22 protein-coding genes are annotated in these 22087 nt (G+C 62.3%); 5 read left to right on the forward strand and 17 right to left on the reverse strand.

Going from position 1 to position 22087, the window contains the following annotated elements; translation table 11 throughout:
- The first annotated feature begins 178 nt into the window (after positions 1-178).
- Positions 179-811 carry a recombinase family protein gene (locus AB4097_RS17640; protein WP_442041913.1) on the forward strand — a complete coding sequence of 211 codons (633 nt, stop codon included), beginning with the start codon at positions 179-181 and terminating at the stop codon, positions 809-811.
- Between the two features lie 198 nt (positions 812-1009).
- Here the strand turns inward: AB4097_RS17640 and AB4097_RS17645 are convergent, their stop codons facing one another.
- Both AB4097_RS17645 and AB4097_RS17650 read right to left on the reverse strand, forming a co-directional pair.
- Positions 1010-1447, reverse strand: a complete 438-nt coding sequence (locus tag AB4097_RS17645; protein WP_442041915.1) for a hypothetical protein — start codon at positions 1445-1447, stop codon at positions 1010-1012.
- Positions 1448-1449: 2 nt separating this feature from the next.
- Positions 1450-2106 (reverse strand): hypothetical protein, encoded by a 657-nt coding sequence (locus AB4097_RS17650; RefSeq protein WP_442041917.1) that lies wholly within the window; start codon positions 2104-2106, stop codon positions 1450-1452.
- Between the two features lie 518 nt (positions 2107-2624).
- Here AB4097_RS17650 and AB4097_RS17655 point away from each other — a divergent pair.
- The gene (locus AB4097_RS17655; RefSeq protein WP_442041919.1) at positions 2625-2894 is read left to right on the forward strand and encodes a hypothetical protein; all 270 of its coding nucleotides are present in this window, start codon (positions 2625-2627) and stop codon (positions 2892-2894) included.
- Between the two features lie 961 nt (positions 2895-3855).
- Here the strand turns inward: AB4097_RS17655 and AB4097_RS17660 are convergent.
- Complete coding sequence (locus AB4097_RS17660) at positions 3856-4107, reverse strand: hypothetical protein (RefSeq protein WP_442041921.1); 252 nt, start codon at positions 4105-4107, stop codon at positions 3856-3858.
- Positions 4108-5577: 1470 nt separating this feature from the next.
- Between AB4097_RS17660 and AB4097_RS17665 the strand changes: the two genes are divergently transcribed.
- Entirely contained in the window at positions 5578-6018 is a 441-nt protein-coding gene (locus AB4097_RS17665; protein WP_442041923.1) for a hypothetical protein, read from the forward strand.
- Between the two features lie 829 nt (positions 6019-6847).
- Here the strand turns inward: AB4097_RS17665 and AB4097_RS17670 are convergent.
- Positions 6848-7156 carry a hypothetical protein gene (locus AB4097_RS17670; RefSeq protein WP_442041925.1) on the reverse strand — a complete coding sequence of 103 codons (309 nt, stop codon included), beginning with the start codon at positions 7154-7156 and terminating at the stop codon, positions 6848-6850.
- Positions 7157-7482: 326 nt separating this feature from the next.
- Here AB4097_RS17670 and AB4097_RS17675 point away from each other — a divergent pair, with 326 nt between their 5' ends.
- Complete coding sequence (locus AB4097_RS17675; RefSeq protein ID WP_442041927.1) at positions 7483-8217, forward strand: hypothetical protein; 735 nt, start codon at positions 7483-7485, stop codon at positions 8215-8217.
- A 75-nt stretch (positions 8218-8292) separates the two neighbouring features.
- On the opposite strand, the gene AB4097_RS17680 is transcribed toward AB4097_RS17675, so the two are convergent.
- Positions 8293-8577 carry a hypothetical protein gene (locus tag AB4097_RS17680; RefSeq protein ID WP_442041929.1) on the reverse strand — a complete coding sequence of 95 codons (285 nt, stop codon included), beginning with the start codon at positions 8575-8577 and terminating at the stop codon, positions 8293-8295.
- Between the two features lie 207 nt (positions 8578-8784).
- Entirely contained in the window at positions 8785-9357 is a 573-nt protein-coding gene (locus AB4097_RS17685; protein WP_442041931.1) for a PRC-barrel domain-containing protein, read from the reverse strand.
- Positions 9358-9604: 247 nt separating this feature from the next.
- Here AB4097_RS17685 and AB4097_RS17690 point away from each other — a divergent pair, with 247 nt between their 5' ends.
- Entirely contained in the window at positions 9605-9871 is a 267-nt protein-coding gene (locus tag AB4097_RS17690; RefSeq protein WP_442041933.1) for a hypothetical protein, read from the forward strand.
- Between the two features lie 38 nt (positions 9872-9909).
- Here AB4097_RS17690 and AB4097_RS17695 read toward each other — a convergent pair whose 3' ends face one another.
- From AB4097_RS17695 to AB4097_RS17745, 11 genes are all read right to left on the reverse strand, one after another.
- A complete protein-coding gene (locus AB4097_RS17695; RefSeq protein WP_442041935.1) occupies positions 9910-10248 on the reverse strand; it encodes a hypothetical protein in 339 nt (112 codons plus the stop codon).
- 388 nt (positions 10249-10636) lie between these two features.
- On the reverse strand, positions 10637-11074 hold the full coding sequence (locus tag AB4097_RS17700; RefSeq protein ID WP_442041937.1) for a YbaN family protein: 438 nt from the start codon (positions 11072-11074) through the stop codon (positions 10637-10639).
- A 21-nt stretch (positions 11075-11095) separates the two neighbouring features.
- Positions 11096-12394, reverse strand: a complete 1299-nt coding sequence (locus AB4097_RS17705; RefSeq protein WP_442041939.1) for an amidase — start codon at positions 12392-12394, stop codon at positions 11096-11098.
- A 194-nt stretch (positions 12395-12588) separates the two neighbouring features.
- Positions 12589-14703 (reverse strand): sensor histidine kinase, encoded by a 2115-nt coding sequence (locus AB4097_RS17710; RefSeq protein ID WP_442041941.1) that lies wholly within the window; start codon positions 14701-14703, stop codon positions 12589-12591.
- Positions 14704-14723: 20 nt separating this feature from the next.
- A complete protein-coding gene (locus AB4097_RS17715; protein ID WP_442041944.1) occupies positions 14724-15776 on the reverse strand; it encodes a sensor histidine kinase in 1053 nt (350 codons plus the stop codon).
- An 8-nt stretch (positions 15777-15784) separates the two neighbouring features.
- Positions 15785-16234: a response regulator gene (locus tag AB4097_RS17720; protein ID WP_442041946.1), complete on the reverse strand. Its 450-nt coding sequence runs from the start codon at positions 16232-16234 to the stop codon at positions 15785-15787.
- A complete protein-coding gene (locus AB4097_RS17725) occupies positions 16235-18475 on the reverse strand; it encodes an ATP-binding protein (protein WP_442041948.1) in 2241 nt (746 codons plus the stop codon).
- Entirely contained in the window at positions 18472-19038 is a 567-nt protein-coding gene (locus AB4097_RS17730) for a biliverdin-producing heme oxygenase (RefSeq protein WP_442041950.1), read from the reverse strand. Before AB4097_RS17730 ends, AB4097_RS17725 begins: the two co-directional genes overlap by 4 nt.
- Positions 19035-19790, reverse strand: a complete 756-nt coding sequence (locus tag AB4097_RS17735; protein ID WP_442041952.1) for an ABC transporter permease — start codon at positions 19788-19790, stop codon at positions 19035-19037. The genes AB4097_RS17730 and AB4097_RS17735 overlap by 4 nt, the downstream gene beginning before the upstream one ends.
- Complete coding sequence (locus AB4097_RS17740) at positions 19787-20725, reverse strand: ABC transporter ATP-binding protein (protein WP_442041954.1); 939 nt, start codon at positions 20723-20725, stop codon at positions 19787-19789. Before AB4097_RS17740 ends, AB4097_RS17735 begins: the two co-directional genes overlap by 4 nt.
- Positions 20722-21888 (reverse strand): ABC transporter permease, encoded by a 1167-nt coding sequence (locus AB4097_RS17745; protein WP_442041977.1) that lies wholly within the window; start codon positions 21886-21888, stop codon positions 20722-20724. The genes AB4097_RS17740 and AB4097_RS17745 overlap by 4 nt, the downstream gene beginning before the upstream one ends.
- Positions 21889-22087: the final 199 nt, after the last annotated feature.

Consider the following 22087-nt stretch of genomic DNA (forward strand, 5'->3'; position numbering starts at 1 on the left):
CCTGATCGATCTCATGCCAGCGGCGTACCAAAATCCCCCTCGATCTTCGGGTCTTGGGCGACCTCGCAAACCCTTGTTTTCTGGTCTTTCTGGATGGCCATGTTACTGTCCTCATAATCATCTGTTTTTCTGACGCCATTTCGTTGACGGACTACCGATCCCTGGCAGGGTGGTCGTTATGACGAAGCGCGTGGCGATCTATGGAAGAGTCTCGACGGACAAGCGGACCCAGACCGTCGAGAACCAGTTGATGGCGTTGAACGAGGTGGCCGTCCGTCTCGGCTGGACGGTGGTCGCTGTCTACACGGATGAAGGTATCTCGGGAGCCAAGGGCCGCGATCAGCGTCCTGGATATGACGCCCTCCTGAAGGGGGTGGCTCGGCGCGAGTTTGACATGATCGCGGCCTGGAGCGTGGATCGCCTTGGGCGCTCGCTCCAGGACCTCGTTGCATTCCTTGCTGATGTGCAGGCGCGTGGGGTCGATCTGTATCTGCACCAGCAGGCACTCGATACATCAACTCCCAGTGGACGCATGCTCTTTGGGCTCCTCAGTGTCTTCAGTGATTACGAACGCGCCATGATCCGGAGCCGGGTCATCGCGGGCCTGGAGCGGGTCCGCGCCCAAGGCACCAAGCGCCTGGGCCGCCCACCCATGTCCGATGCGAAGGTCGAGCAGATCAAGCAAGCATTGATGGCGGGGCAAGGTATCCGGGCGACCGCCCGCGAGACGAGCGCGAGCACCACGTCGGTGATGCGGATCGCACGGTCCCTGACGGTCGGGGCAGGCGGTCCGGAGATCGAGGCGGCATGACGAGCCCGCTGCGGCGGGCTTCGTCATCCGCTGTCCTTCTTCGGGTATCGATTAGACCGGCGTAAGCCGATTAGACCTGAGGCAAGGCCGAAGGAGAAAAAGGAATTAGAGACGAGTTCCTCTCAAGAACTCATTATAATTACATATTAGAGATTACAAGTTGAACAATTATAATGAGATTACAAAAGGAACCAAGGCTTACTCCTCAGGTCCGCGATTAAAATACGAAGTGAACTCCCGCCGCTTATTCTTCTCGAATTCCTGATCACCCAGGTAGGTTGTGCGGAATCCTTCAAGCGAGATCACGGCTTGGTTGATCGAACTGACCTGGGTGCTGATCTCGTCTAGCTTCTGAGACACCAACTCGACAGCCTGTAGAGCCATCATGTCCGCATCTATGATGCCCTCAGCATTCACGATGACGCGCTCAGCCTTGAGGGCTTCAATCGCCTCTTGCTGTGCCTTCAGCGTGTCGGACGTGTAGTCACGCAGTTTAATGTGCTCTTCGAATGCCATTTTGATGACTTCGGCGAACTTGTCATTGACGGCTTGCAGACTGGAGTTCGCCGCTTCCAGGGCGGTGACACGCTCATTCAACCGCGTAATGGCCATCACAAGGTCCTTGTTGGTCGCCATGATTACCGGCTCCCCTTCTTTGAGGGCTTGGGCGGAGCCTTGCGCCAGAGCTTCCCTGGATCATGACGCCCACGCATTATCGGCAGTGACTTGCCACTCTCCCGAGGCACGCTGGCGAAGGTATCGATTAGGTAGGTCTCGCCGTCATGGAAGACTTCACAGACGAACTCGCCGAAGGCGTTGTAGTGAACCCGTATCAGCGAGCCCCAGTGATATTCCCAGCCAGGGCTCTTGCTCCAGAACTGCCCCAGAAGCGGCCCCTCCTCAACCTTCGGCATGGCAGCCGTCTCGGCGATCACCGCCTTGTAGAGCGCAATCTGATCCGCAGTGATGCAGTCAGAGTGTTCTGACCAGTAATGATCGGTGTAGTTGTCGAAGAAGTCTGGGTCGTGCATTTGCACGGTGCCTTCCCAAGCTGCGAGCTTGCTGCTGGGTGTGAACGGCGTGTCGAGCGTGAACACCTGGACGTTCATGGCGTAGCGCGACGCTGACCACTTCGGTTTCCCGCCCGGACCGTTGTCATAGTAGTTGAACGTCATCAATGTGATGGCGTTTGTTGGTGGGAAGCTCGAAGTCTCTAGGCAGGTGTTGGCTTCAGCCTCAGCGCTGGCATCCACCATGGATGCCTCCTCAGCGAGGCGTGCAAAAATGTCTTCCATCTGGAAGTGTCCTCAAAAAAGTAATTAAAAATATTGGCGGCCCTCGCAACGAGGGGTTCGTTAATGAACTTCATTATGAAGTCATAATCCGGCGCGGCATGTCAAAATTAAAACTGCAACCACTCAAACAAGTGGCGTAAAAATTGCCACAAAATAATTTTGACTTTTAAGGACGCGGACAATTACGGTGACGTTAATGGGCAACGACCCAGAACTAAGAGAATTTTTATTATGAACGATTTTGAATTTTATTTAGACATTCCCCCATCTTACTTCCCTGAAGCTGCTCACTCTCTTGCCAAGTGCCTTTGCTGCGAGATGTTTGGGGAGCCAGGGGATGGCTGGAACATCGCGCGTCACCCTCACAACTACACAGTCCTTGGTTTTGCAAGCGAGGACGACATGCAGGAATTTGTACGCTACTGGCTGGGTCTTCTTCCGGCTCCGGTCCAAGCCTCGCAGAGTCCGTTCTAATGAGCCATTCACACATTCACCTTATCCCAGAGGGCGATATCTGGGTGACCCAGAAGCTCATCAAGCCAGCAATCGAGAGCGGCCTCGGAAAGATCGGTATCGCAGGCGATCAACTGCACATGGATGACATCGCCATTCAGATCGAGGTCTGGAAGGCACGGGATATCGCTGACGACGTGGGGATCGACTACTTCACGAGCACCTGGAGCTTCAATCCAGATGGGGATGTCGAACTCGAATTCCTTGGCATCGAGGACGAGGCGAACTTGGCGCGGCTGGAGGAGGCTTTGCGTGTGCGCCTCATCGAACAGTAGGTCCGCATGAACTTATGACCTGGGCTCTCCCAGGCCAGCTTGACCAGACACCTGAGCACATTCAACCTTTGTGCCACAAACACGAAGGTTGATCATGCACGCCGACGATTCCCCTCAGCTCCACCAAGTTTTTTAATGACTTAGCCCTCTGAACGTCGGCGGTTACCCAACTCGGGTAAGCAGTAGGTAAGCGGCGCAGGTATTTTCGGGCAAACGTCCCCTTCCTCCCTTAGCGGCCGACGCATCCTCATAGATCTCCACAAAGGTATGAAGGTACCGTGCTTCGAGGCCCCGCCCCTTAAATACCCGCCTTTGTGCGGAGAAGTTTGACAAACGAAGGTTGGCCTAGAGCGCTTCATCACATTGTCGGACACTGTGCCCAAATCAAGCTTGGCCGCCAAGCTTCCCGACTCTATGTCGTGCACTCCCAGGAGATGCAGCACATCACCTGAACGCCCCGCTGGCTCCGGCCGGCGGGGCAATAACCAGCCCCGAACGCTCAAGCCACACGTCGAAGACCTCGCTTTCGGCGTATTGGGCTTCCTCAACTGTGTCGGCAAAGCCAAGGAGTGGCACCTTTGCGTTTTGCGGCATACCGTTCATTCGTCCATACCCACTGCCCATCACCAAAGCCGCCCATCTTGTGCTGCTAAACGAAACTGAAAGCCTGGGAGCCGAGGCCACCTTCAAATCCGTCTCGCCATTCACAAGGTCTCCACTTGACAGGCATCAGCGGCTCCTCGGGGGGCATAGGCAGATCCTTATAGGACACTCCTAAAGCCGCATTCCGTACAGCATCCGCCTTTACGCCATAGAGGCGGCCGATCTTGGCCCACTCCCGATAGCCGACGGCGTAGCGCAGCCGGATATCGAGAACTTGCTTGAGCCACTGGATGAGACTGGCCTTGACTTACCTCCGCAAGGCCGCGCTTAGCCCCAAGCACCCGCAACAGTCACCTTCTTAGAGCAGCAGATCGTATACTGCTGTGATGACGTGCACATGCGCCTCGAGACGCTCTTCTGTGCTTGATGCCTGTTGGAGAGCAAGATCATGCTCGTAAAACGCCTGATCGTAAGCGTCGACGGGATTTGGATCTGCCGACGTGCCTGTGATCGTCCCGTTCTCAGTCCCTGCCGAATAATCAAGCCCGCCATAGTTGCCGTAGTACAAGCCATGGTCACCAAAATGGAAGTACTCCAGGTTCAGAGGCATGGTTTCTCCTCCAATCTCGCAGGAAATACCCATGCTTGCTGCTCATTATGGCAAATCTTGAGCCGATCGAACCCAATCAATTCATTCCGATGCAACCTATGTTACGGGTAACCGATCTCGGATCTGGTATGTTGATGAAGCTCACGAAGGGAGGCACTCATGGCTGCCCGTCCCGCATTTGACCGCAGTGAAGCGGCGCGTCTTGCCTGGAAGTGCAGGCACATTCCATTCGGCACCATAGCCCTAAGCATTGTACTCCTGAGTGGAATTCTCTCGATGGTGACCATGGTCTGGGGCTACGGCCCTGTGAACCCGATTCCATAAGGCCGCAAACCGACCACGAATTTCGCGTAATGCGCAGTGTGGAACAATCTGTTCTAATGAGCGGCGGCGGACTGGGGCGGCAAGATTGCACAACGGGTAAAGTATCCCAGCGCGTCGCGTAACCCGCACCAATGAGCTCCTCCTGTTTCGCCTCGGTCACCCTCAAGGGTTCTGTATTGGATGCTGCCCCTTGGGATATCGATCCAGTGCTCGTCAACGAACATCTGCACGCCTTGAGGCACCAGACGGTAAGGCACAGGGCGGCAGTCGCCACCATGACAGCAAGGCAGACCTGATCGGGTGAGCAGGTCCGTGTAGATGTCATGCGCCTGGATCAGGCCGGGCCACATCACCAGAAGGCCGCCGGCGAGCGAGATCTGCTTCGGAGACATGGTGTGCACCCTGACCACCGAGTGGGTCCAGGGCCCTTCATACCAAGAGCCCTGGAGGCCGTGAGAGGGGTTGCGTCTTCGCGGTTGAACTCAATTTACGCCTCACCTTCTCTAGGCACAACTTTGCGGCAGGATGGCTTCGCAAAGGCGGCGCGCAATTTCTCATAATCATCAGAATGGAACGCCGCACCACCTATTCAGTAAAACCGCCCACGGATCGGCCATTAACGCCAGCAGAAATACTGGCGAAATCTACAGAGTAAGGGAGAGGCCGGAAACGGCACCGGACCGGCCTCTCCACCTGGGTTGATCATTGGGGGACAAAGGTAACCCCCAGGTTTGAGGACAATAGCCGACCCCGAGCCACCTTGCTCTGGGGTAAGCGCCTTGCCTCGGCGTAGGTAAATGCATTCTATTATTCTCTCTATAGCCCTAAAATGATCCCAGAGGGGAGGCTGAAACCTTAGCTTTCCCAGCCTCTCCGCTTGGTCTGAGTCCACGTCGGAGCCGCCGCTTCTCCAGGCAGGCAAATGATAGCCCGCTTTGCACAATCCTACAGAAGGTGCCCTCCCCATCTTAGGGGGAAAGGGCACAGATTAGGCACCCGGCGACAACGCGCACGAAGAACTGCCCAGGTTCTAGACCGCGCTGTCCGAGAATAGTTACTGGCTAAGTACGCGCGGTTGTTTGTGTATCTCAGAGCCATAGCGTGGTAGATTCTATTAGGGGCGCCATCTCTGCCACGGAGCGCGCCATGCCTAGACCCAACAGCCTACCTCAACAGGCCGTCGACCATATCCCGGCCCATGCGCAGGGCAATCTTCCAGGCTTCCTTCAGCCTTATCATTATGCAACGTCGGCAAGCGACGAGATGGTTGGGAAAGCCGGGGTAGTTGATTACTTCATCTTCGATACATTGAAGTTCAATACCAGCTCCAATAGCGTAGATGTTATCTACGGATTTGAAGCTGGCGTTGACCAAGTTATTGTAACACGTGCAGCACAAGATGTGACAGAGGAAATAAATAAGATTGCCGGCACGAAAGTAAACTACGGCAGCCCAGATCCAGATTGGGGATATATACTCTGGAATCAGTCGGAAAGTAATAGTCTATACAATCAAGTGGTCTTCGCTGACTTACCGGTCGGCCCTGTGCTGACGGTGGCCCACTACTCTGGCGACTTTGTCATCTGAAACGCTGTTAGCTGTTAGTGCTCTAGCCCGTCAAGGCGGTTAGCGAACCAGGGAATAGAACGAGCGGAAGGGAAACTCGCAGCAAGACCTGACTACCAAGCCGCGAGCATAGACGCTGGCGAGAATGATGTTTTGCTATCCCACTCTAAGAACATCATCCCCTGGCAGTTCAGAGGGCTGAGGCGACAGGTCGGGCCCCTCGCCTGGATCAGGCTACATCTCTGGGGCGGGTGCCGGCATGTCCGGCTCAGCCAAGCGCGCCTCGTGCCGTGCCTGCTCAGCCATGAACACGCCGAAGCGCCCGAGGGTCGCTCTACGGCTACGCCCGTTGCGGTTGCGGTATTGCAAAATATAAGGACTTCGCACCAGACGGCTTTAGCCGAAGCCCAAAGGCCGGCAGATCGTCATCCCACGCAAACACGTCTGCTCCGGCCTTCGGCTGGATCGCGTCGATGACCTGCTTCGTCAGTTTCGCCATCGGGTAAGCAGAAAGCGGTACTCTCGGGTCGAGACCGGCAAGCACCGTCAATTGGATCTTTGGTCTCAATCCCGCAATTGCCATTAAGCCGATGTGCGAGACTTCAGGGCGCTATCATGGCGGCAGCCACGATGGTTGCCGCATAGGCCGATACGGTGATGAACGGGACCAGCACCGTCGCCACCATGGCAAGGCCTAGAGACGTCTTGAGGGTCGGCATAACGAGGCTCCTTTGTGGTTCGGCCACAAGACTGCCCCCGGAATGCTAATCTGCGGTTAACCTTGAGATGAGAACCAGGCGACCTCGTCGTTGAATTTCGACACTGCTCCCGAGCTGGAGGTGGAAGCGCCTCACGCTCCGCGGCTCTCCAGATAGATTCTCGCGGCCTTGATGGCGGCGTCGCATTGGGTGGATGTGCCGCCGAGGATCTGGTCGGGCGCGGTGCGGCCGGTCCACACGTCGAACGCGGTGGTGACGACCCAGAGCGGGTCGGCGGCCGCCCGGTCGGCCAGCTTCGGCAGGGAGGCCTCGGCGCAGGTTCGCACGTCGGCGACGACGGCCTGGGGCGCACGGACCTGGGCCAGACGTTCGTTCATCTCCGCCTGAAGCGGATCGACGATCAGCACGCTGACGACGGATGCCAGGAGTTCTTGAAGCATTCTCAACCCTTAAGCCGGCGGTCGGATCGGGAGAGATCCGACATCACGCAAGGGCCGGCACGGCTCGCGTCAGAGGGGCCCGGATCGGGGACACGCCAGGATTTAAGCATGGCAGGCCAGGGTTCAAGGCTACGACGCCTGGATCGCTTGGGAGCTTGGATCAATGCATCAAAGCCGTCGGATCCCAATAATCCTGCCGAAAGACAATATTCTCCTGCGACCAAAGGTACTTACCCGACCGGGTGTCGGAGCCTCAAAGTTGCCTGGATTGGCCTTGTATGACCCGAAGGCGCCTCAAATGAATTGCGGATCGGATCATCAACCTCATGAGCAGCCCGCCTCAGTGTCGAAGTGAGTTCACCTTCCCCTGGTCCGTCGATCACCAACCTCAAAACCGTCTCATCGAAAAACTCGAGCAGTTCCAGAGGCTGAGCCTTCTGCGCTGGCGCTTCCTCGAAGCCTGCCGGCAGGCGGCGCGTCCGAGACTCGCGCAGGCCCGGGCCCTGCTCGACCAAACCGCTCTCGCCACGGCCCTGATCGTCGTGCCCAGAGTGCTGGCCGGGTGGGATACGCTGCGGCCCCGATTGATCTCCCACTCGCGGGCCCTGCTGCCGTTCCTTCCGATCCCCAGCGAAGAGGAGGAGGCGCTGGCGACCGATCCGGTCTGGGAGCTTCTCGCCGAGTTTCAGGCGCTCGCTCCCGACCAGCAGGACAAGGCGGCCCGCAACCTCGCGCTCCTGTGGGACCATTTCGAGCACATGTTCGGCGGCCTGAGCGGCTTCCTGGCGGAGCCGGCCATCGAGCAATCCATCTATCTCGACAAGCTCACGACGGCCTCGCGGCGGATGAGGCTGGCCCGCGGGTCCCAGGTCGCCTTCCACTATGTGACGGTCGAGCTGATGCGGCTCTACGTCTCCTACTTGCAGGGCGGGCGGTCGGACCGGGCCGCCATGACACTGGCTTCCAACGTCGTGGCTCTGATCAGTCGAGGACGCATGGTGACGCTGGCGATCACGTCCGAGGTGGAGCTGATCCGGACGCCACGTGCGGAGGCGGCCTAGCGCTGGAATGAAAAATGCGAAAGGTCCGAGAGGCGCACGGCCTCTCGGACCTTTCGATGGAACCGACCGTGAGCTTTAGCGGCAGCGGCGAATGCGGCGGGTGACGGTATCGCCGTCGTCGTTCTCCTCGCGGATCACCACGGTCCGGCAGCGGTCGATGCTGCCGGTCGAGAGATCGTCACGGTCGTAGACGCGGCGGCGCTCGATATAGCGGCGCTCATGGCGTTCACGATCCGGGCCGACGCGCACGCTCGGGCCGTCGGGGCCGATGCCGAACTGCACTTGAGCCAAGGAAGGCGTCGAGACGACGGCACTCGAACCGATCAAAGCAGCCGCCAGGAGCCAAGCTGACTTCTTCATCATTCCATCTCCACGTTATTATCGTGGAGGGCAAACGCATTACTTCGATTTACGTTTCATCAAGCGCAATCATCGATGCCTCATCCTTGCTGGGCGAGGCAAAACCAAGGCAGCTTGGAGAACAACTGCAATCAACGGCGGGCGTCGCGGACGAATACGCATGCCCGACGCGTGGCTTTCAAGCCGGAACCCGACTCGAACTCAGGGTCAAATAGGCCCTCTCGGGATGTCGTGCCAGTAATCCCGCAACTCCTGCTCACGCTTGCGGTCGGGCCAGACCTGGTCGTCGCCGTAGAAGGCTGGCGCGCCCTGGACCTGAGCCTCGGTCACGTCGGTGCGGTAGCCTTCGAGGTCCTTGTCGTAGGAGAGCTTGTCCCACGGAATCCTGTGGTGATGCACGCCGATGCCCAGGAAGCCCCCGAAGGTCATGTCGACATAGAGAACCTTTCCGCTCACCTTCTCGATCAGCAGGCGCTTGATGGTGCCGATCTGCGTGCCTCGCGGGTCGTAGACGGCGGTGCCTTCCACGCGGTCGCTCTCGATCACCGGATGCCAAGTCGCCGTCCGGTTGATCGGTCCCCAGAGATAGAAGCCGTTCTCGATGATCCCCGCGGCCACGACCGCCCGGCTCACGTCGAGCGTCCATTCATCGTCGGGATCGATCCGGCGATCGAGCATCCAGGGGCCCTGATCGGCGGGCAAGGTCTCGCCCGCCTCATCGTCCGCGAAGCCGCGAAGCTCCGGAGTCGTCCTGGACTGGAACACGTAATACGTTCTCATGAGCGCCTCCCATCGGACAGGAATCGCTACGCACCCCTTCCCTCATGGCGCGTCATCGCGCATGGGGCTATTTCAGGTTCAACCTCAAGCTCTTGAACCCGGTTCCTCGCACCTGCAAAAATCCAAGCCGGATGCACCCTTTTGCCGCGCGGTTTACGGCGTTGGAGCGTTGGTCTTTCGGTGGTAGGCTCGTTCTTCCAGGCACGATGCGCTTCGGAGTTCGGGGAAAGAACCAGCGGTGGCAGACTTGGCAATATCCTTGCTCGTCGTTCTGGCCGGCGCCGTCGGGATGCTCCTGCTGCTGCTCACGTGGTTCGGCGGCAGAACCATCACACCGGAGATCGAGGACGATCTCGATCCCATTCTGGGCGCGCGGGATCCCGTGGCGATCTACGAATCCCACGGCCCGTTCATCCCCATGCCGGCCCATCTGAAAACCAACGACCAGATGGTGGAGTGGATGACCAAGGAACTCCCCCGGCTTACGGCGGAAATCGCCAATCCTCGGGCGTGACATCGCGCAGGCGTCGGCACCCGGGAACCGGAATGACGTCAGTCGCAGCGGCGGACCCGTCGCGTGGCGGTGCGGCCCCAATCGTCCTCTTCGCGAATGATGATGTTGCGGCAGCGGCGCTCGTAACCGTCGTAGCGGCGCTCGTCACGCAGCGCGTCCCGGCGTCCCTCCTCATAGGCGCGTGCGCGTTCCCGCTCCTGACGCTCCCGCCAGCGCTCGCGGCGTTCGTAACGCTCCTGCTCTGGGTCGCGCACGCCGACCTGCGGACGACCGTCAGGCCCGATACCGAATTGGAGCTGAGGCTGGGCCGAGGAGGGCAGAGCACCGAAAAGGCTCGGGCCCATTGCGGCAAGGGCCAACACGACAATTTTGCGCATCAGACAAATTCCTATTCAACAATCGCATTCTAACGCCCGCTCATAAACGCGGTTCCAAGCGGGAAACTGTATGTCTGACGGCAATTGCTCGATGAAAACGGGAGAAGCAGCAGAATTTCAGGGAAACATCAAAGCTGAGACCAAGATGCTGACGGCATAGGCCATCGCGATCAAGAGTGGTGCAAGCATTGCGGCAGAGGCGAGCAGGAATACTGACAGGCTAAGGCTGCGCATGATGTCGCTCCTTCCATCGTGAAGCTTGCAGCCTAGCCGGAACCTGGGCCGGAACATGGCACAACCTTGGCCAAATATAAGAAGCTCTGCATCGGAGAAGCTCTTATATAGCCTTGCAGCACAAGGATATTCTGCTCAAATCCGTCGCGGGACCCTATCGCTCCGGAGCATCGGCCGACGGAGCGTTTGCGCACTCGCGCGGGGCCGGCCGTGTTGCGATGTAGAGAGCGACGCTGCCCATGATGGCCGCGAGAGTAATGGGCAGGATAGGGCTTTCCGTCAGCCACAGGATCAACGCATACGAGAGAGCAAGCATCGTCAGCGCACAGATCTTGGCGCGGCGCGGAATGGCTCTTTGATCGCGCCATGAGGTCAGCAGCGGGCCGAAGCGGGGATGGTTGTAAAGTCTGTCGGCCAACGCGGGATTCGAGCGGGCGAAGCACCAGACCGCCAGAAGGACGAACGGCGTCGTCGGCAGAAGCGGCAGAAAGATGCCCGCGACACCGAGCGCGAGGCTCGCATAGCCGAGGCAAAGGAAGAAGAGGCGCATCATCGTGCCTGTCGCCGACGGATCGGAATGGACATAACGCATCGTTGTCCGGTTTCGTGCCGTTCACGATCCTCGCGCCAGTAGCGCCTCGACGCCTGCGGCAATGTCCAGGAGACGCCGATCGTCGCCATGGCGTGCCACCAGCATGAGACCGACGGGGCGCTCCGTGCCGGGGATCGGCAGGGAGATGCCGGCGAGATCGAACTGGTTGCCGAACGTGGTGTTGCGCAGAATCAGGTCGTCGGTCTTGTTGTAGAGCTTGGTGTCGGCCTCCAGCGGGGCCATCAGCGGGGCAGAGATGGCGGTGGTCGGCAGCACCAGCACGTCGAGCCGCGACAGGCGCTCGTCCATCGCGGCGATGAGGGCGTGCCGGCGGCGCAGCATGCGGATATAGACCGACGCCGGCACCTCGCCAGCGCGCGCGATCCACCAGTGCACGCGCGGGTCGATCTCGGCGACCTTGGCCTCGAGCCAATCCGCATGGACCTCCGAGGCTTCGATGGACGCGATGGAGGACGTGACGATGGCGTCCACCATTTCCTGCAGCAGATCCTCGATACCGGGATCGACAATCCGTGCGCCTGCCCCGGAGAGACGCTTCAACGTGGCCTCGAAGGCCTGCTCCACCAGGGGCTCCGTCTGCGCGAACAGGCGCCCACGCGGCACACCGATCCGCAAGCCCGCCAGAGGATGCGGATTCAACAGGCGCGGCTCCTCGCCCGCCATGATGGCGTCCGCGAAGGCGCAGTCCTGCACGTTCCGCGCCAGCGGCCCGATGGAATCGAGGCTGGGCGCGAGGGGGAACGCGCCGTCGAGCGGGACGCGATGCGCGGTCGGCTTGAAGCCGACGACGCCGTTGAGGGCCGCGGGAATGCGAACGGAGCCGCCGGTGTCGCTGCCGATGGAAATCTCGCTCGTGCCCTCCGCCACCGACACGCCCGCTCCCGAGGATGAACCGCCCGGAATGCGTGAGGGATCCGCCGCGTTGCCGGGTGTGCCGTAATGAGGATTGAGGCCGACACCCGAGAAGGCGAATTCCACCATGTTGGTTTTGCCCAGGATGACGGCGCCCGCCTGACGCAGGCGGCGCACGATCGTCGCGTCCTTGCCGGCGGGAGATGCGTCGCGCAGGGCGATCGAGCCTGCGAGCGTCGTCTCGCCCGCGACGTCGAACAGGTCCTTGATCGACACGATGGCGCCGTCGAGCGGACCGAGCGCAAGACCCGCGCGACGACGCGCATCGGCGGCATCGGCGGCGATGCGTGCCGCGTCCTCATAGACGCGCAGAAACACCCGTTCGTCGGCCTTGCGCCCGGCAAGGCGCGCCAGAATGGTTTCGAGCTTGTCTCGGGTCGTCGTCATGAGGGCACCGGATGGGGGGACGATGGTTCAAATGTCGGATGGCAAGGACACTGGTACACTCCCTCCCACGTCATCACCGGCCTTGTGCCGGTGATCTCGATTGGAAAGGTGCGGCGTTTCACACAACCGGGATGGCCGGGACAGGCCCGGCCATGACGAGGGTGTGTCGCTCCCAAAGCAATGACACACCCTCGTCACGACGCATAGCGTTCCTGGGTCTCGGACACGCCGCTCTGGTCCGCTGTCATGGTCGAGAGCGGGAAGGTGATGACGCAGCGCACGCCTGCGGGGGCGAAATCGAGCTTGATCTCGCCTCCGAGCTGCTGCGCGAGGCCGCGCTGGATCAGCTTAGAGCCGAAGCCCTGGCGCTCGGGCTCCTTCACCAGCGGGCCGCCGCTTTCGACCCATTCCACGAGAAGCGCGGACTGTCCGCTTCCCGAGGTGATGGCCCACATCACATGCACCTTGCCGTCCGGGACCGAGAGCGAGCCGTATTTGACGGCGTTCGTCGCCAGTTCGTGGATGGCGAGTCCCAGGGCGAGAACGGCGCCGGGCTGCAGATTGATACGGGGGCCGCGCAGGCGGATGCGCTGCCGCATGCCGTCCTGGTAGGGCTCCAGCTCGTTCTTCAGCACGTCCTCCAGAAGCGCGCCCTGCCAGTGGGTGACCGTGAGAAGATCGTGGGTCTTCGCCATCCCGTGCAGCCGGTCCATGAAGGCGTTCCATGCGGCGGGATCGCTGCCGTCGGCCGATCGTCTGGTCAGGGAGGCGATCGACTGAACCGTTGCCAGCGTGTTCTTGACCCGGTGATTGAGCTCGTGCAGCAGAAGCGCCTGCCGGTCTTCGGCCAACCGGCGCTCCGTGATGTCCTGAGACACCCCGACCATGGACGGATGCCCGTCGGGACCGTTTCTCATCCGGCCGCTCACACGGATCCAATGCTCGCTGCCGTCCGGCCAGATCACGCGATATTCCGCTTGAAGATCGGTGCGGCCCGCCAATGCCCGCGCGACGGCCTCCGCCTGCAGGGCGCGATCGTGGTGATGGATCTGGGCGACGAGATCCGCATAGGAGACCGGCTCGTCCACCGCGCGCCCGAAATGGGCGCGGCACGTGGGCGTCGTCGTCAGGGCGCCCGTGGCGGGCGTATATTCCCAGGAACCGAGATGGCCCGCATTGAGCGCTAGGCGCAGGCGCGCCTCGCTCTCGGCCATGTGGGCGAGAACCTCTTCCCGCTCCCGCTCGTGGTTGCGGACGCCGGCGGCCGCCTCGACGAGTGCCCTCTTGATCGTGTCGAATTCCAGAACCCGCGTTGTGGTCCGATCCGTGACCTCGGCTCCCCGCCCGAGCGCCTGGGCCGCCGCGACGAGCTGATCGACCGGCTTCGAGATGGCGCGCGAGAACAGAACCGCCAGGAGAATGCCGCCGAGGATGACCGCTCCGAGTACCGTGAGCCAGAAGAGGGAGCGCTGGGCCGATTTCGCCAGCTCTGTTTCCGGGATGCTGATGACGAAGGACCAGCCATAGGTCGGCGACTGGCTGAAATAGGTGCGCACCGGAATGCCGTCGAGCGTCACGCTTCGAAGAATCCCTTCCTGCGCGCCCGCGAGAGCCTCCTGGACATTGGCGCTCGCAAGTTGCCCGACGAAGCGCTCCGGCGAGCGCGAGCGCGCCACGAGCCTCCGGCTCCGGTCGAGCACGGCCGCGTTCCAGTCGTTGGCAATTCTTTGATCGCGAATGATCCGCTGGAAAACGTCCGGCGTGATCGCAAGCGACAGGATGTAGGCGACCCGCTCGTCGATGATGACGGGAGCATCGATGGTGATCAGGCGCTGGCCGGTCAGCGAGCCCACATAGAGGTTGGACACGTAAGGCTTGCGGGTTTCCTGCACGCGCTGCAGCACATCCGGGCGGTTGCTGTTCGGCAGGCTCACACCGTAAGGCACACGGGTGTTGAAGACCACACGACCGCCGGGTTCGAAAAGCGCGATCCAGGAAGGCTCCTCGAGACCGCTGCTCTTCGCTCGGTCGTAGAACTCCTCGAAGTTTCCCCGGGCAAGGCTGGACGAATGAGCCAGAACCTGCAGTGCCAAAACCGATTTTTCGATTTCGCGATCGAGCAAGAGGCTCAACGCGCGGGCCGTCTCCTGCATGCGCAGATCGACAGCCTGCCGCTCGGCGCGGTAGCCTGAATAGAGACCCGCCGCCGCGACGAGAATGGTCGGCAGGGCGAGAACCAGAACAAGCCCCCACAGCACCTGCCGCAACGAGGTCCGGGCGCCTTGGGACAGGCGCCTGATCGATCGCACGGAGTATGATCTTCGGCCGATCATGTGGCGCCATCCTGAACAGCCATGGCGACACGCACCAGGATGGCGGGATCGTCGAGCGGCCATTCCACATCCGCGTCGAGCTGGCGGGCGAGGGCTTTCAGAATCGTCCCGGAGGCACTGTCCTTCGCGTGCTGCTTCTCCTCCGGGCTGAAGGCGTCGTCGGCGATCTGGAAGACCAGCGTGCCGTCTTCGACCCGCAGCCGGAGCTTCAGCTTGCCCTGCCGCTCCTTGTAGGCATGGGTGAGCGCATTGACGACGATTTCGTTGAACAGGAGCGCCATGGCGGCGGCCTTCGACGCTTCGACCTCCACGGCGTCGATCTCGAATTCCGGCGTGATCCTCACGCCTGGAATCGACGAGGTCAGTTCCGCGCACAATCCTTTCGCGAAGCGCGACACGTCGAACCGGGTCGATCCCTGCCCGTCGTAGAGATCCCGATGCGCGGCGGCCAGCGCCTGCATGCGCTCCTTTATGCGCCCGAGCACTTGGCGCGTGGGCGCGTCCTCGGCCTGACGATACTCGATGCCCACCAGCGAAAGCAGCAGCTGGAGATTGTTCTTCACCCGATGGTCGAGCTCATGCAGGAGCGCCGTGCGCTGATCGAGCATCTGCCGCAGGGCATCCTGCGCCCGCTGCTTCTCGCCGCGTTCGCGGGCCTCGGCCAGGGCGCGCAGCACGGTGGCGGGCAGCCTTTCGAGCTTGTCCTTGAGCACGTAATCCGTCGCCCCGCGCTTCAGGGCCTCGACGGCGACCTCTTCGCCGAGGGCGCCTGAGACGAAGACGAAAGGCGTGGCACGGGACATCTCCTGCGCGATCTCGAGCGCGTGCAGGCCATTGAAGGCAGGCAGAAGGTAATCGGCGAGAATGAGATCCCAGGTCTCGTCGCGGACGGCCCGGGTGAACTCGTCCGCCGAGACCACGTGCTCGACCGATACGGACAGCCGGGCGTCGACCAGGGTCTCCGTCACCAGCTCGGCATCGAGCGCGCTGTCCTCCAGAAGGAGGATGCGCAGCACCCGATCGGTGGGAATGACGGAACCCCGGTCCATCGATGTCCTTAAGCGCCGTTGCGCCGCGGCGGCGGCTCGTTGAGGATCGCCCAGAACACGCCGAGGTCCTGGATCGCGTCGAAGAATTCGCGAAAGCCCACGGGCTTCACCACGAAGGCGTTCACGCCGAGCTCGTAGCTGCGCACAAGGTCGGTTTCTTCCCGCGAGGAGGTGAGCATGACGACCGGCGTCTGGCGCAGTTTGGGATCGGCCTTGACCTTCTCCAGCACCTCGAGCCCGTCGACCTTCGGCAGCTTCAGGTCGAGCAGGACCACGGCCGGGTCGCTGGTGTTGCGGCTTTCATGCGCGCCGCGGCGATAGAGGAAGTCGAGCGCCTCCTCGCCGTCGCGCACCACGACGACCTCGTTGGCGAGCTGGCTCTGCTCCAGGGCGGCCAGCGTCAATTCGAGATCCTTCGGGTTGTCCTCAACCAGAAGAATCGGTTTCAGCTCCGCCATTCACGCGGCTCCTTCAATCTGATCCGGCAGGGCGATGGAGAAGGTCGCGCCCTTGTCGAGCGCTCCCTCGGCCCAGGCCCGGCCCCCATGTCTTTCGACGATCCGGCGGACATTGGCCAGCCCGATCCCCGTCCCCTCGAATTCTTCCATCCTGTGCAGGCGCTGGAACACGCCGAACAGCTTGGCGATGTACTTCATATCGAACCCGACGCCGTTGTCGCGCACGAAATAGATCGTCTCCTCGTCCTTGCGGATGGAGCCGATCTCGATGCGCGCTTTCTCCCGGGTGCGGGTGTACTTGACCGCATTGTCGAGCAGATTTTCAAACACCAGCCGGATCAGCACCGGGTCGGCATTCACCGGGGGAAGGTCACCGACGACCCACTGGATCCGGCGCTCGCCCTGTTCCGCCACGAGCTTCTGCCGGATCTCGTCGACGAGGCGGCCCACGTCCACGGGCCGGGGCCTCAGGGCCGTGCGGCCCATATGGGAGAAGCGCAGCAGGTTGTCGACCAGGGTTCCGGCCGTGTAGGCCGCCTCGATGATCGTGTCGACGTAGCGCCTGCCCTTCTCGGACATCTCGGCCGCTTCCTGCTTCTTCAACAGCTCGGAATAGCCGACGATGTGGCGGAACGGGGCCCGCAGGTCGTGGGAGACCGAATAGGAGAAGGCCTCCAGCTCCTTGTTGCTGCGGCGCAGCTCCTCCGTGAGCGCCGCCATTTCCTCGGCCCGGCGCAGCACGATGCCCACGATGGCGTTGCGCAGCTCCTTGACCGCCTCGACCTCGCTTCGGTCCCAGACCAGGGAGCGGTCCCGCACCGTCTCCTTCCAGGTCTCGAAGGAGCGCCGGGGATGAAGCCTCAAGGATCCAGCCTCCTCCTGGACGGGCTTCTGCGGATTGCCGCCCCATTGCACATTCTGCACGACCTCGGGGCGGAACCAGAGCACGTAGCTCGAATGCGCCTTCGAGACCGAGATGGAGAGAAGGCCGCTCGCCCTATCGGCAAAGGCTTTCGCCGGCGGATAGAGCCCCGACAGGTTGTCGGTGACGAAGACGTCCTCCTCCTGGTGTTCGGACAGCCAGTTGAAGAGCGCCCGGACCTGGCTCTTGTCGGGCGCTTGGCCAAGGCACCAGCAATGGTCCTGCGTGATGACAGCCGCTCCCTGCGCGCCCGCGAGCATCATCAGGTCGTCGGGATGGTTCACCAAGCCCGCGATGAAGTGCTCCTCGGCCGCCATATGGGCGAGAAGCCGCGTCTGCACGGCGCCGAGCCGCACGCGGTTCTCGGCCAGCATCGTGTTCTCCCGCGCCTCCAGCTGCAGCGCGAAGATCTGCGTGAGGAAATCGCAGGCATTGCGCACCTGGAGCGAGACCCGCTTCGGCTCTTTGTTGTGGCAGGAGATGAGGCCCCAGAGATCGCCGTCGCGCAGGATCGAGATCGACATGGAGGCGAGCGTCCCCATGTTGCGCATATATTCGAGATGCACCGGCGAGACGCTGCGCAGCACCGAGTCGCTCAGGTCCAGCGGCGCGGGATCGCGCGACTGGATGGGGACGGGCGTGTAGCCGGCATCGGGAATGATGCGCAGCCGGTTGCGGCGGTAGAGCTCCCGCGCCTGGGCCGGGATGTCGGAGGCCGGGAAGCGCAGGTCGAGATAGGACGGCAGCACCTCGTTGCGGTCCTCGGCAATGACGGTTCCGTTCCACTGCTCGTCGAAGCGATAGACGAGCACTCGGTCGAAGCCGGTCATGCGGCGGATGTCCTGGGCGGCCAGGCGGCACAGGACTTCGACGGTCGAGGCGCTCCGCAGCTGCTCCACGAACCGGCGCAGGGTGGGATAGAGCGCATCGATGCTGGAGACCGAACCGAGGGGAGGCTCCTCCAGTTCGAGGATCGCGCAATCGGCCGAGCGGGAGATCGCCGTCTCGAAGATGCGTTCCTCCTGGGCCGTCCTGACCCGGATGGTGCGGACGAAGCGGGTGTTCCCCGCGGTCGGCGGATCATCGAGCTGTGCGTCGGACTCCGCGCTCAGGGCCGGCAGCACCTGGGCGAAGGGCCGGCCGAGCACATCGGCCGCCTGGAAGCCGAAAACCTCCGCGACGTTGGCGCTCGCATAGGCGATCGTCCTGTCGGACAGCCTGATCGCGAGAAGGATGCCGTGAGGCTGGATGCTGCCCGGAATGTGGATCGGCTCCCGCTCGCAGGCGGTCAGATCGATATCTTGCACTTGCAGGGTCATGGGGTCTCGCACAGCCAGTCATGCATCACGGTGAAGGTATCCTGCGCGGCCCCGACGATCAGATCGTCGGCCTCCGGCGACGAAGCTTCAAGCAGCACTGCGCCGAACGACTTCCACATGGCAGCAACATTTCGTCCATAGCTGCGGAAATAGGCGCAGCCCGTTTCCGTCGTCAGTCCCAACCGGTTCTCCACCTCGCGCGCGATGATGGCGCCGCCGAGGGTGGAGCCCTCAACCACATACATGCTTCCCAGCACCGCCTCCGGGGCCGGCAGAGACATCAGAGGACGGCATTGTGGCAAACCCATGATGTCGTCAGATTTTAGTCCTAAAGCTTCGAGATCCCTTGCGAGAAGCCGGGTCTTGCAACGGCTCTGGAAGAAGGCCCGGTCGGGCGCCCGATCAGTAGCCTCGTGTTCCCAGGCCTTGTGGAAGCCGTAGAAGCGGATCAGCAGGTCCCTGTAAGCGTTGCGCGAGGCGATCCGGCGGTCGAGATCCATGGCGGCCTCGATCCGGTCATGCGCGTCACGGGTTTCGATCTTCAATCGCTCGAGAAGCGTCATGACACCTCGTCCGCAGGGCGGCCCAATTTTCGTGCGGCCACCCGTTCGGCCATTCCCAACCCGTCGTGGATCAGAACCGCGAGCAGCGCAACCACCAAACCGCCCTGCAGGATGAAAGCCACGTTATTGGATTGGAGCCCCGCGATGATGACCTCGCCCAAACCCTTGGCCGCCACCGTCGAGCCGATGGTGGCTGTCCCTAGGCTGATGATCACCGAGAGGCGGATCCCCGCCAGGATCACCGGAAACGCAAGCGGCAGCTCCACCTGGAACAAGCGCTGGCGCGGGCTCATGCCCATGCCCTTGGCGGCTTCGAGCGTCTGCGGCGACACTTCCATCAGGCCGGTGAGCGTGTTCTCGAAGATCGGCAGGAGCCCGTAGAGGAACAGCGCGATGAAGGTCGGTTTTTCGCCGAAGCCGACGAGCGGCACGGCGATCGCCAGAACGGCGACCGGCGGGAATGTCTGGCCGATATTCACCAGGCTGCGCGACAGCGGCAGGAACTCAGCTCCCGAAGGCCGCGTGACGAAGATGCCGAGCCCTACGGCCAGAACGGTGCTCGCCACCGTCGCCAGGAACACGATGCGCAGATGCGAGAGGGTCAGCGAGAGCAGGCTGCCCTGGTTGTAGATCGCCGGCGCGCCGTTCGTGGTCAGGGGCTTGAAGGCGAAGGCGAAAAGTTGCGGCGCGGTGATGAAGAGCACCAGCAGGAACAGCGCCGCTCCGCGCCAGATCAGCGAACGCCCACTCACGGAACCGACCGCCCATGCGCCACGATGCCCGCCACGCTGACGCGACCGACGCGAGCGCCCGATGCATCCGCGACGGGCAAGGCCTCCCGTCCGGCCCAGATCAGCCGCGAGAGGGCATCGCGCAGGGAATCGGTGACGAGAACGGGCTCGCCTTCGGCGTGTCCGGATTCGAGCGCCTCCCGCACCTTCAGCAGGGAGAGGAGCCGGAAGGGACGCTCTGCCGTTCCCACGAGCTGCTCGACGAAAGCCTCCGCCGGACGCGTGAGCAGTTCGGCCGGCGTTGCATATTGCAGCAATCGCGCCTGATCCATCACGGCGATCCTGTCGCCCAGCTGGAACGCCTCGTTCATATCGTGCGTGACCAGAACCACCGTCGTGCCGAGACGGCGCTGGATGGCGACGAGATCGTCCTGCGCCTTGCTGCGGATGACGGGATCGAGCGCGCCGAAGGGCTCGTCCATCAGCAGCACCGCGGGCTTCGCCGCCAAGGCGCGCGCGACGCCGACGCGCTGCTGCTGACCGCCTGACAATTCATGCGGAAATTTGTTCGCGAATTCCGCCGGGTCGAGCTGGAACAGGTCGAGCAGCTCCTCGACGCGGGCCGCGATTTTCCGTTTGTCCCAGCCGAGAAGGCGCGGCACGGTGGCGATGTTCTCGGCGACATTGCGGTGAGGAAACAACCCGTAGCCCTGGATCACGTAGCCGATCCGGTGCCGCAGCTGGTCCTCCGGGATCGCCATGGTGTCCTGGCCGTCGATGAGCACGCGGCCCTCGCTCGGTTCCACGAGCCGGTTGATCATGCGCAGCAGGGTCGACTTGCCCGCGCCCGACGTGCCGACCACGACGGTGATCGTTCCCTCGTCGACACGGAGGGACACGTCGTCGACCACGATGGTGGCGCCATAGCGCTTGGTGAGATGCTCGATCTCGATCATGGAGAGCCCCGCCTGGTCAGATCGATGAATGCGTCGAGGATGATGGCGGCGGCAAACGACAGGGCCACCGTGGGAATGGCGCCCAGGAGCACGAGGTCGATAGCCGTCTGGCCGATGCCCTGGAACACGAAGGTGCCGAAGCCCCCTCCCCCGATCAGCGCCGCCACGGTGGCCAATCCGAGGTTCTGCACCAGCACGATGCGGATGCCCGTGAGAATGACCGGCAGCGCCAGGGGCAATTCCACCTGCCACAGGCGCTGGCGCGCGGACAATCCCATGCCCCGCGCCGCGTCGATCACGGCCGCCGGGACCTGCTTCAATCCGGTGATCGTGTTGGCGACGACCGGCAGCAGGGAATAGAGAAAGAGCGCGATGAAGGCGGGCGCGGCCCCGATGCCGCGAATGCCTAAGGCCGCCGCCAGGGGCACATGCGCGGCGAGATAGCCGAGCGGCGCGATCAGGATGCCGAAAAGCGCGATGCTCGGAACCGTCTGGACGATGTTGAGCACCTGCAGGATCGCATTGCGCAGCCGCCGGACGCGATGGCCGAGAATGCCCAGCGGCAGACCGACGAGGCAGGCGGCGATCATCGAGCCGAACGCGAGCCACAGGTGCTCACGCGCCTCGCGCCAGAAGGTGTCCGCCCGGCTCGCATATTCCTTGAGGAGGGAGAGATCGTTCCAGGCGCCCGAGACGAGCAGCAGCGCGATCGCGCCGGCCGCCACCGCGAGAGCCGCGAGCCTCGCCCAGGGACCCAGGCGCAGCCGCGTCAACGCATCGGCTGCCAGCAGCGCGAAGGCCAGGGCCAGGAGCCAGAAGCCCAGGGACGGCGAGACCCGCGCGAACGTGTTACCGGGCGGCGTGACGAAAGCCGCCGAGGATCCGACTGCGGGAAAGATCGCGCACAGGCCGATGGCCGCCGCCGCGAGGCGGATCAGCGGTGCGCGGACCAGGGCCGCGCACAACGCCACGCCGAGCGCCACGGCCATCACACCAATGGCGCCCGAAGACGGCAGCGCATCGGCCAGCATTCGCCATTCGCCGGCCACGATGCGGTTGGCCCGGTAGATGACGAAGGGCGAGGCGAAGAGCGCAACGCCGATCAGCACGGCGATCACGCTCCCGAGCCGGTCCAGGGACAGGGAAGAACGCAAGGAGGACATGCCGGGCGCGGTCGTTCGGGAAGAGATCGTCGTCACAAAATATCCGGCCCTTATCGCACCGTCTGGGTCCTGAGAATATGGCTCATCCTTCGGTTTGCCGAGTCCTCATCCTGAAAGTCTGGTTCATAAGCAGGCTCTTCCGTGAGCCCTCATCCTGAGGGCCGCCGGAGGCGGCGTCTCGAAGGACGAGGGCGCCTCC

Origin of the sequence: Microvirga sp. 2MCAF35 (assembly GCF_052115545.1) — a bacterium.
Taxonomy (GTDB): domain Bacteria; phylum Pseudomonadota; class Alphaproteobacteria; order Rhizobiales; family Beijerinckiaceae; genus Microvirga.

Excerpts from the sequence above, each read along its gene's own strand:
- AB4097_RS17730 (WP_442041950.1), bottom strand. The coding sequence starts at position 19,038 with ATGACGCTTCTCGAGCGATTGAAGATCGAAACCCGTGACGCGCATGAC.
- AB4097_RS17705 (WP_442041939.1), bottom strand. The coding sequence starts at position 12,394 with ATGACGACGACCCGAGACAAGCTCGAAACCATTCTGGCGCGCCTTGCC.
- AB4097_RS17670 (WP_442041925.1), bottom strand. The coding sequence starts at position 7,156 with ATGCTTCAAGAACTCCTGGCATCCGTCGTCAGCGTGCTGATCGTCGAT.
- AB4097_RS17680 (WP_442041929.1), bottom strand. The coding sequence starts at position 8,577 with ATGAAGAAGTCAGCTTGGCTCCTGGCGGCTGCTTTGATCGGTTCGAGT.
- AB4097_RS17675 (WP_442041927.1), top strand. The coding sequence starts at position 7,483 with ATGAGCAGCCCGCCTCAGTGTCGAAGTGAGTTCACCTTCCCCTGGTCC.
- AB4097_RS17745 (WP_442041977.1), bottom strand. The coding sequence starts at position 21,888 with ATGTCCTCCTTGCGTTCTTCCCTGTCCCTGGACCGGCTCGGGAGCGTG.
- AB4097_RS17725 (WP_442041948.1), bottom strand. The coding sequence starts at position 18,475 with ATGACCCTGCAAGTGCAAGATATCGATCTGACCGCCTGCGAGCGGGAG.
- AB4097_RS17695 (WP_442041935.1), bottom strand. The coding sequence starts at position 10,248 with ATGCGCAAAATTGTCGTGTTGGCCCTTGCCGCAATGGGCCCGAGCCTT.
- AB4097_RS17660 (WP_442041921.1), bottom strand. The coding sequence starts at position 4,107 with ATGCCTCTGAACCTGGAGTACTTCCATTTTGGTGACCATGGCTTGTAC.
- AB4097_RS17720 (WP_442041946.1), bottom strand. The coding sequence starts at position 16,234 with ATGGCGGAGCTGAAACCGATTCTTCTGGTTGAGGACAACCCGAAGGAT.
- AB4097_RS17640 (WP_442041913.1), top strand. The coding sequence starts at position 179 with ATGACGAAGCGCGTGGCGATCTATGGAAGAGTCTCGACGGACAAGCGG.
- AB4097_RS17650 (WP_442041917.1), bottom strand. The coding sequence starts at position 2,106 with ATGGAAGACATTTTTGCACGCCTCGCTGAGGAGGCATCCATGGTGGAT.
- AB4097_RS17740 (WP_442041954.1), bottom strand. The coding sequence starts at position 20,725 with ATGATCGAGATCGAGCATCTCACCAAGCGCTATGGCGCCACCATCGTG.
- AB4097_RS17645 (WP_442041915.1), bottom strand. The coding sequence starts at position 1,447 with ATGGCGACCAACAAGGACCTTGTGATGGCCATTACGCGGTTGAATGAG.
- AB4097_RS17685 (WP_442041931.1), bottom strand. The coding sequence starts at position 9,357 with ATGAGAACGTATTACGTGTTCCAGTCCAGGACGACTCCGGAGCTTCGC.
- AB4097_RS17700 (WP_442041937.1), bottom strand. The coding sequence starts at position 11,074 with ATGCGTTATGTCCATTCCGATCCGTCGGCGACAGGCACGATGATGCGC.
- AB4097_RS17665 (WP_442041923.1), top strand. The coding sequence starts at position 5,578 with ATGCCTAGACCCAACAGCCTACCTCAACAGGCCGTCGACCATATCCCG.
- AB4097_RS17715 (WP_442041944.1), bottom strand. The coding sequence starts at position 15,776 with ATGGACCGGGGTTCCGTCATTCCCACCGATCGGGTGCTGCGCATCCTC.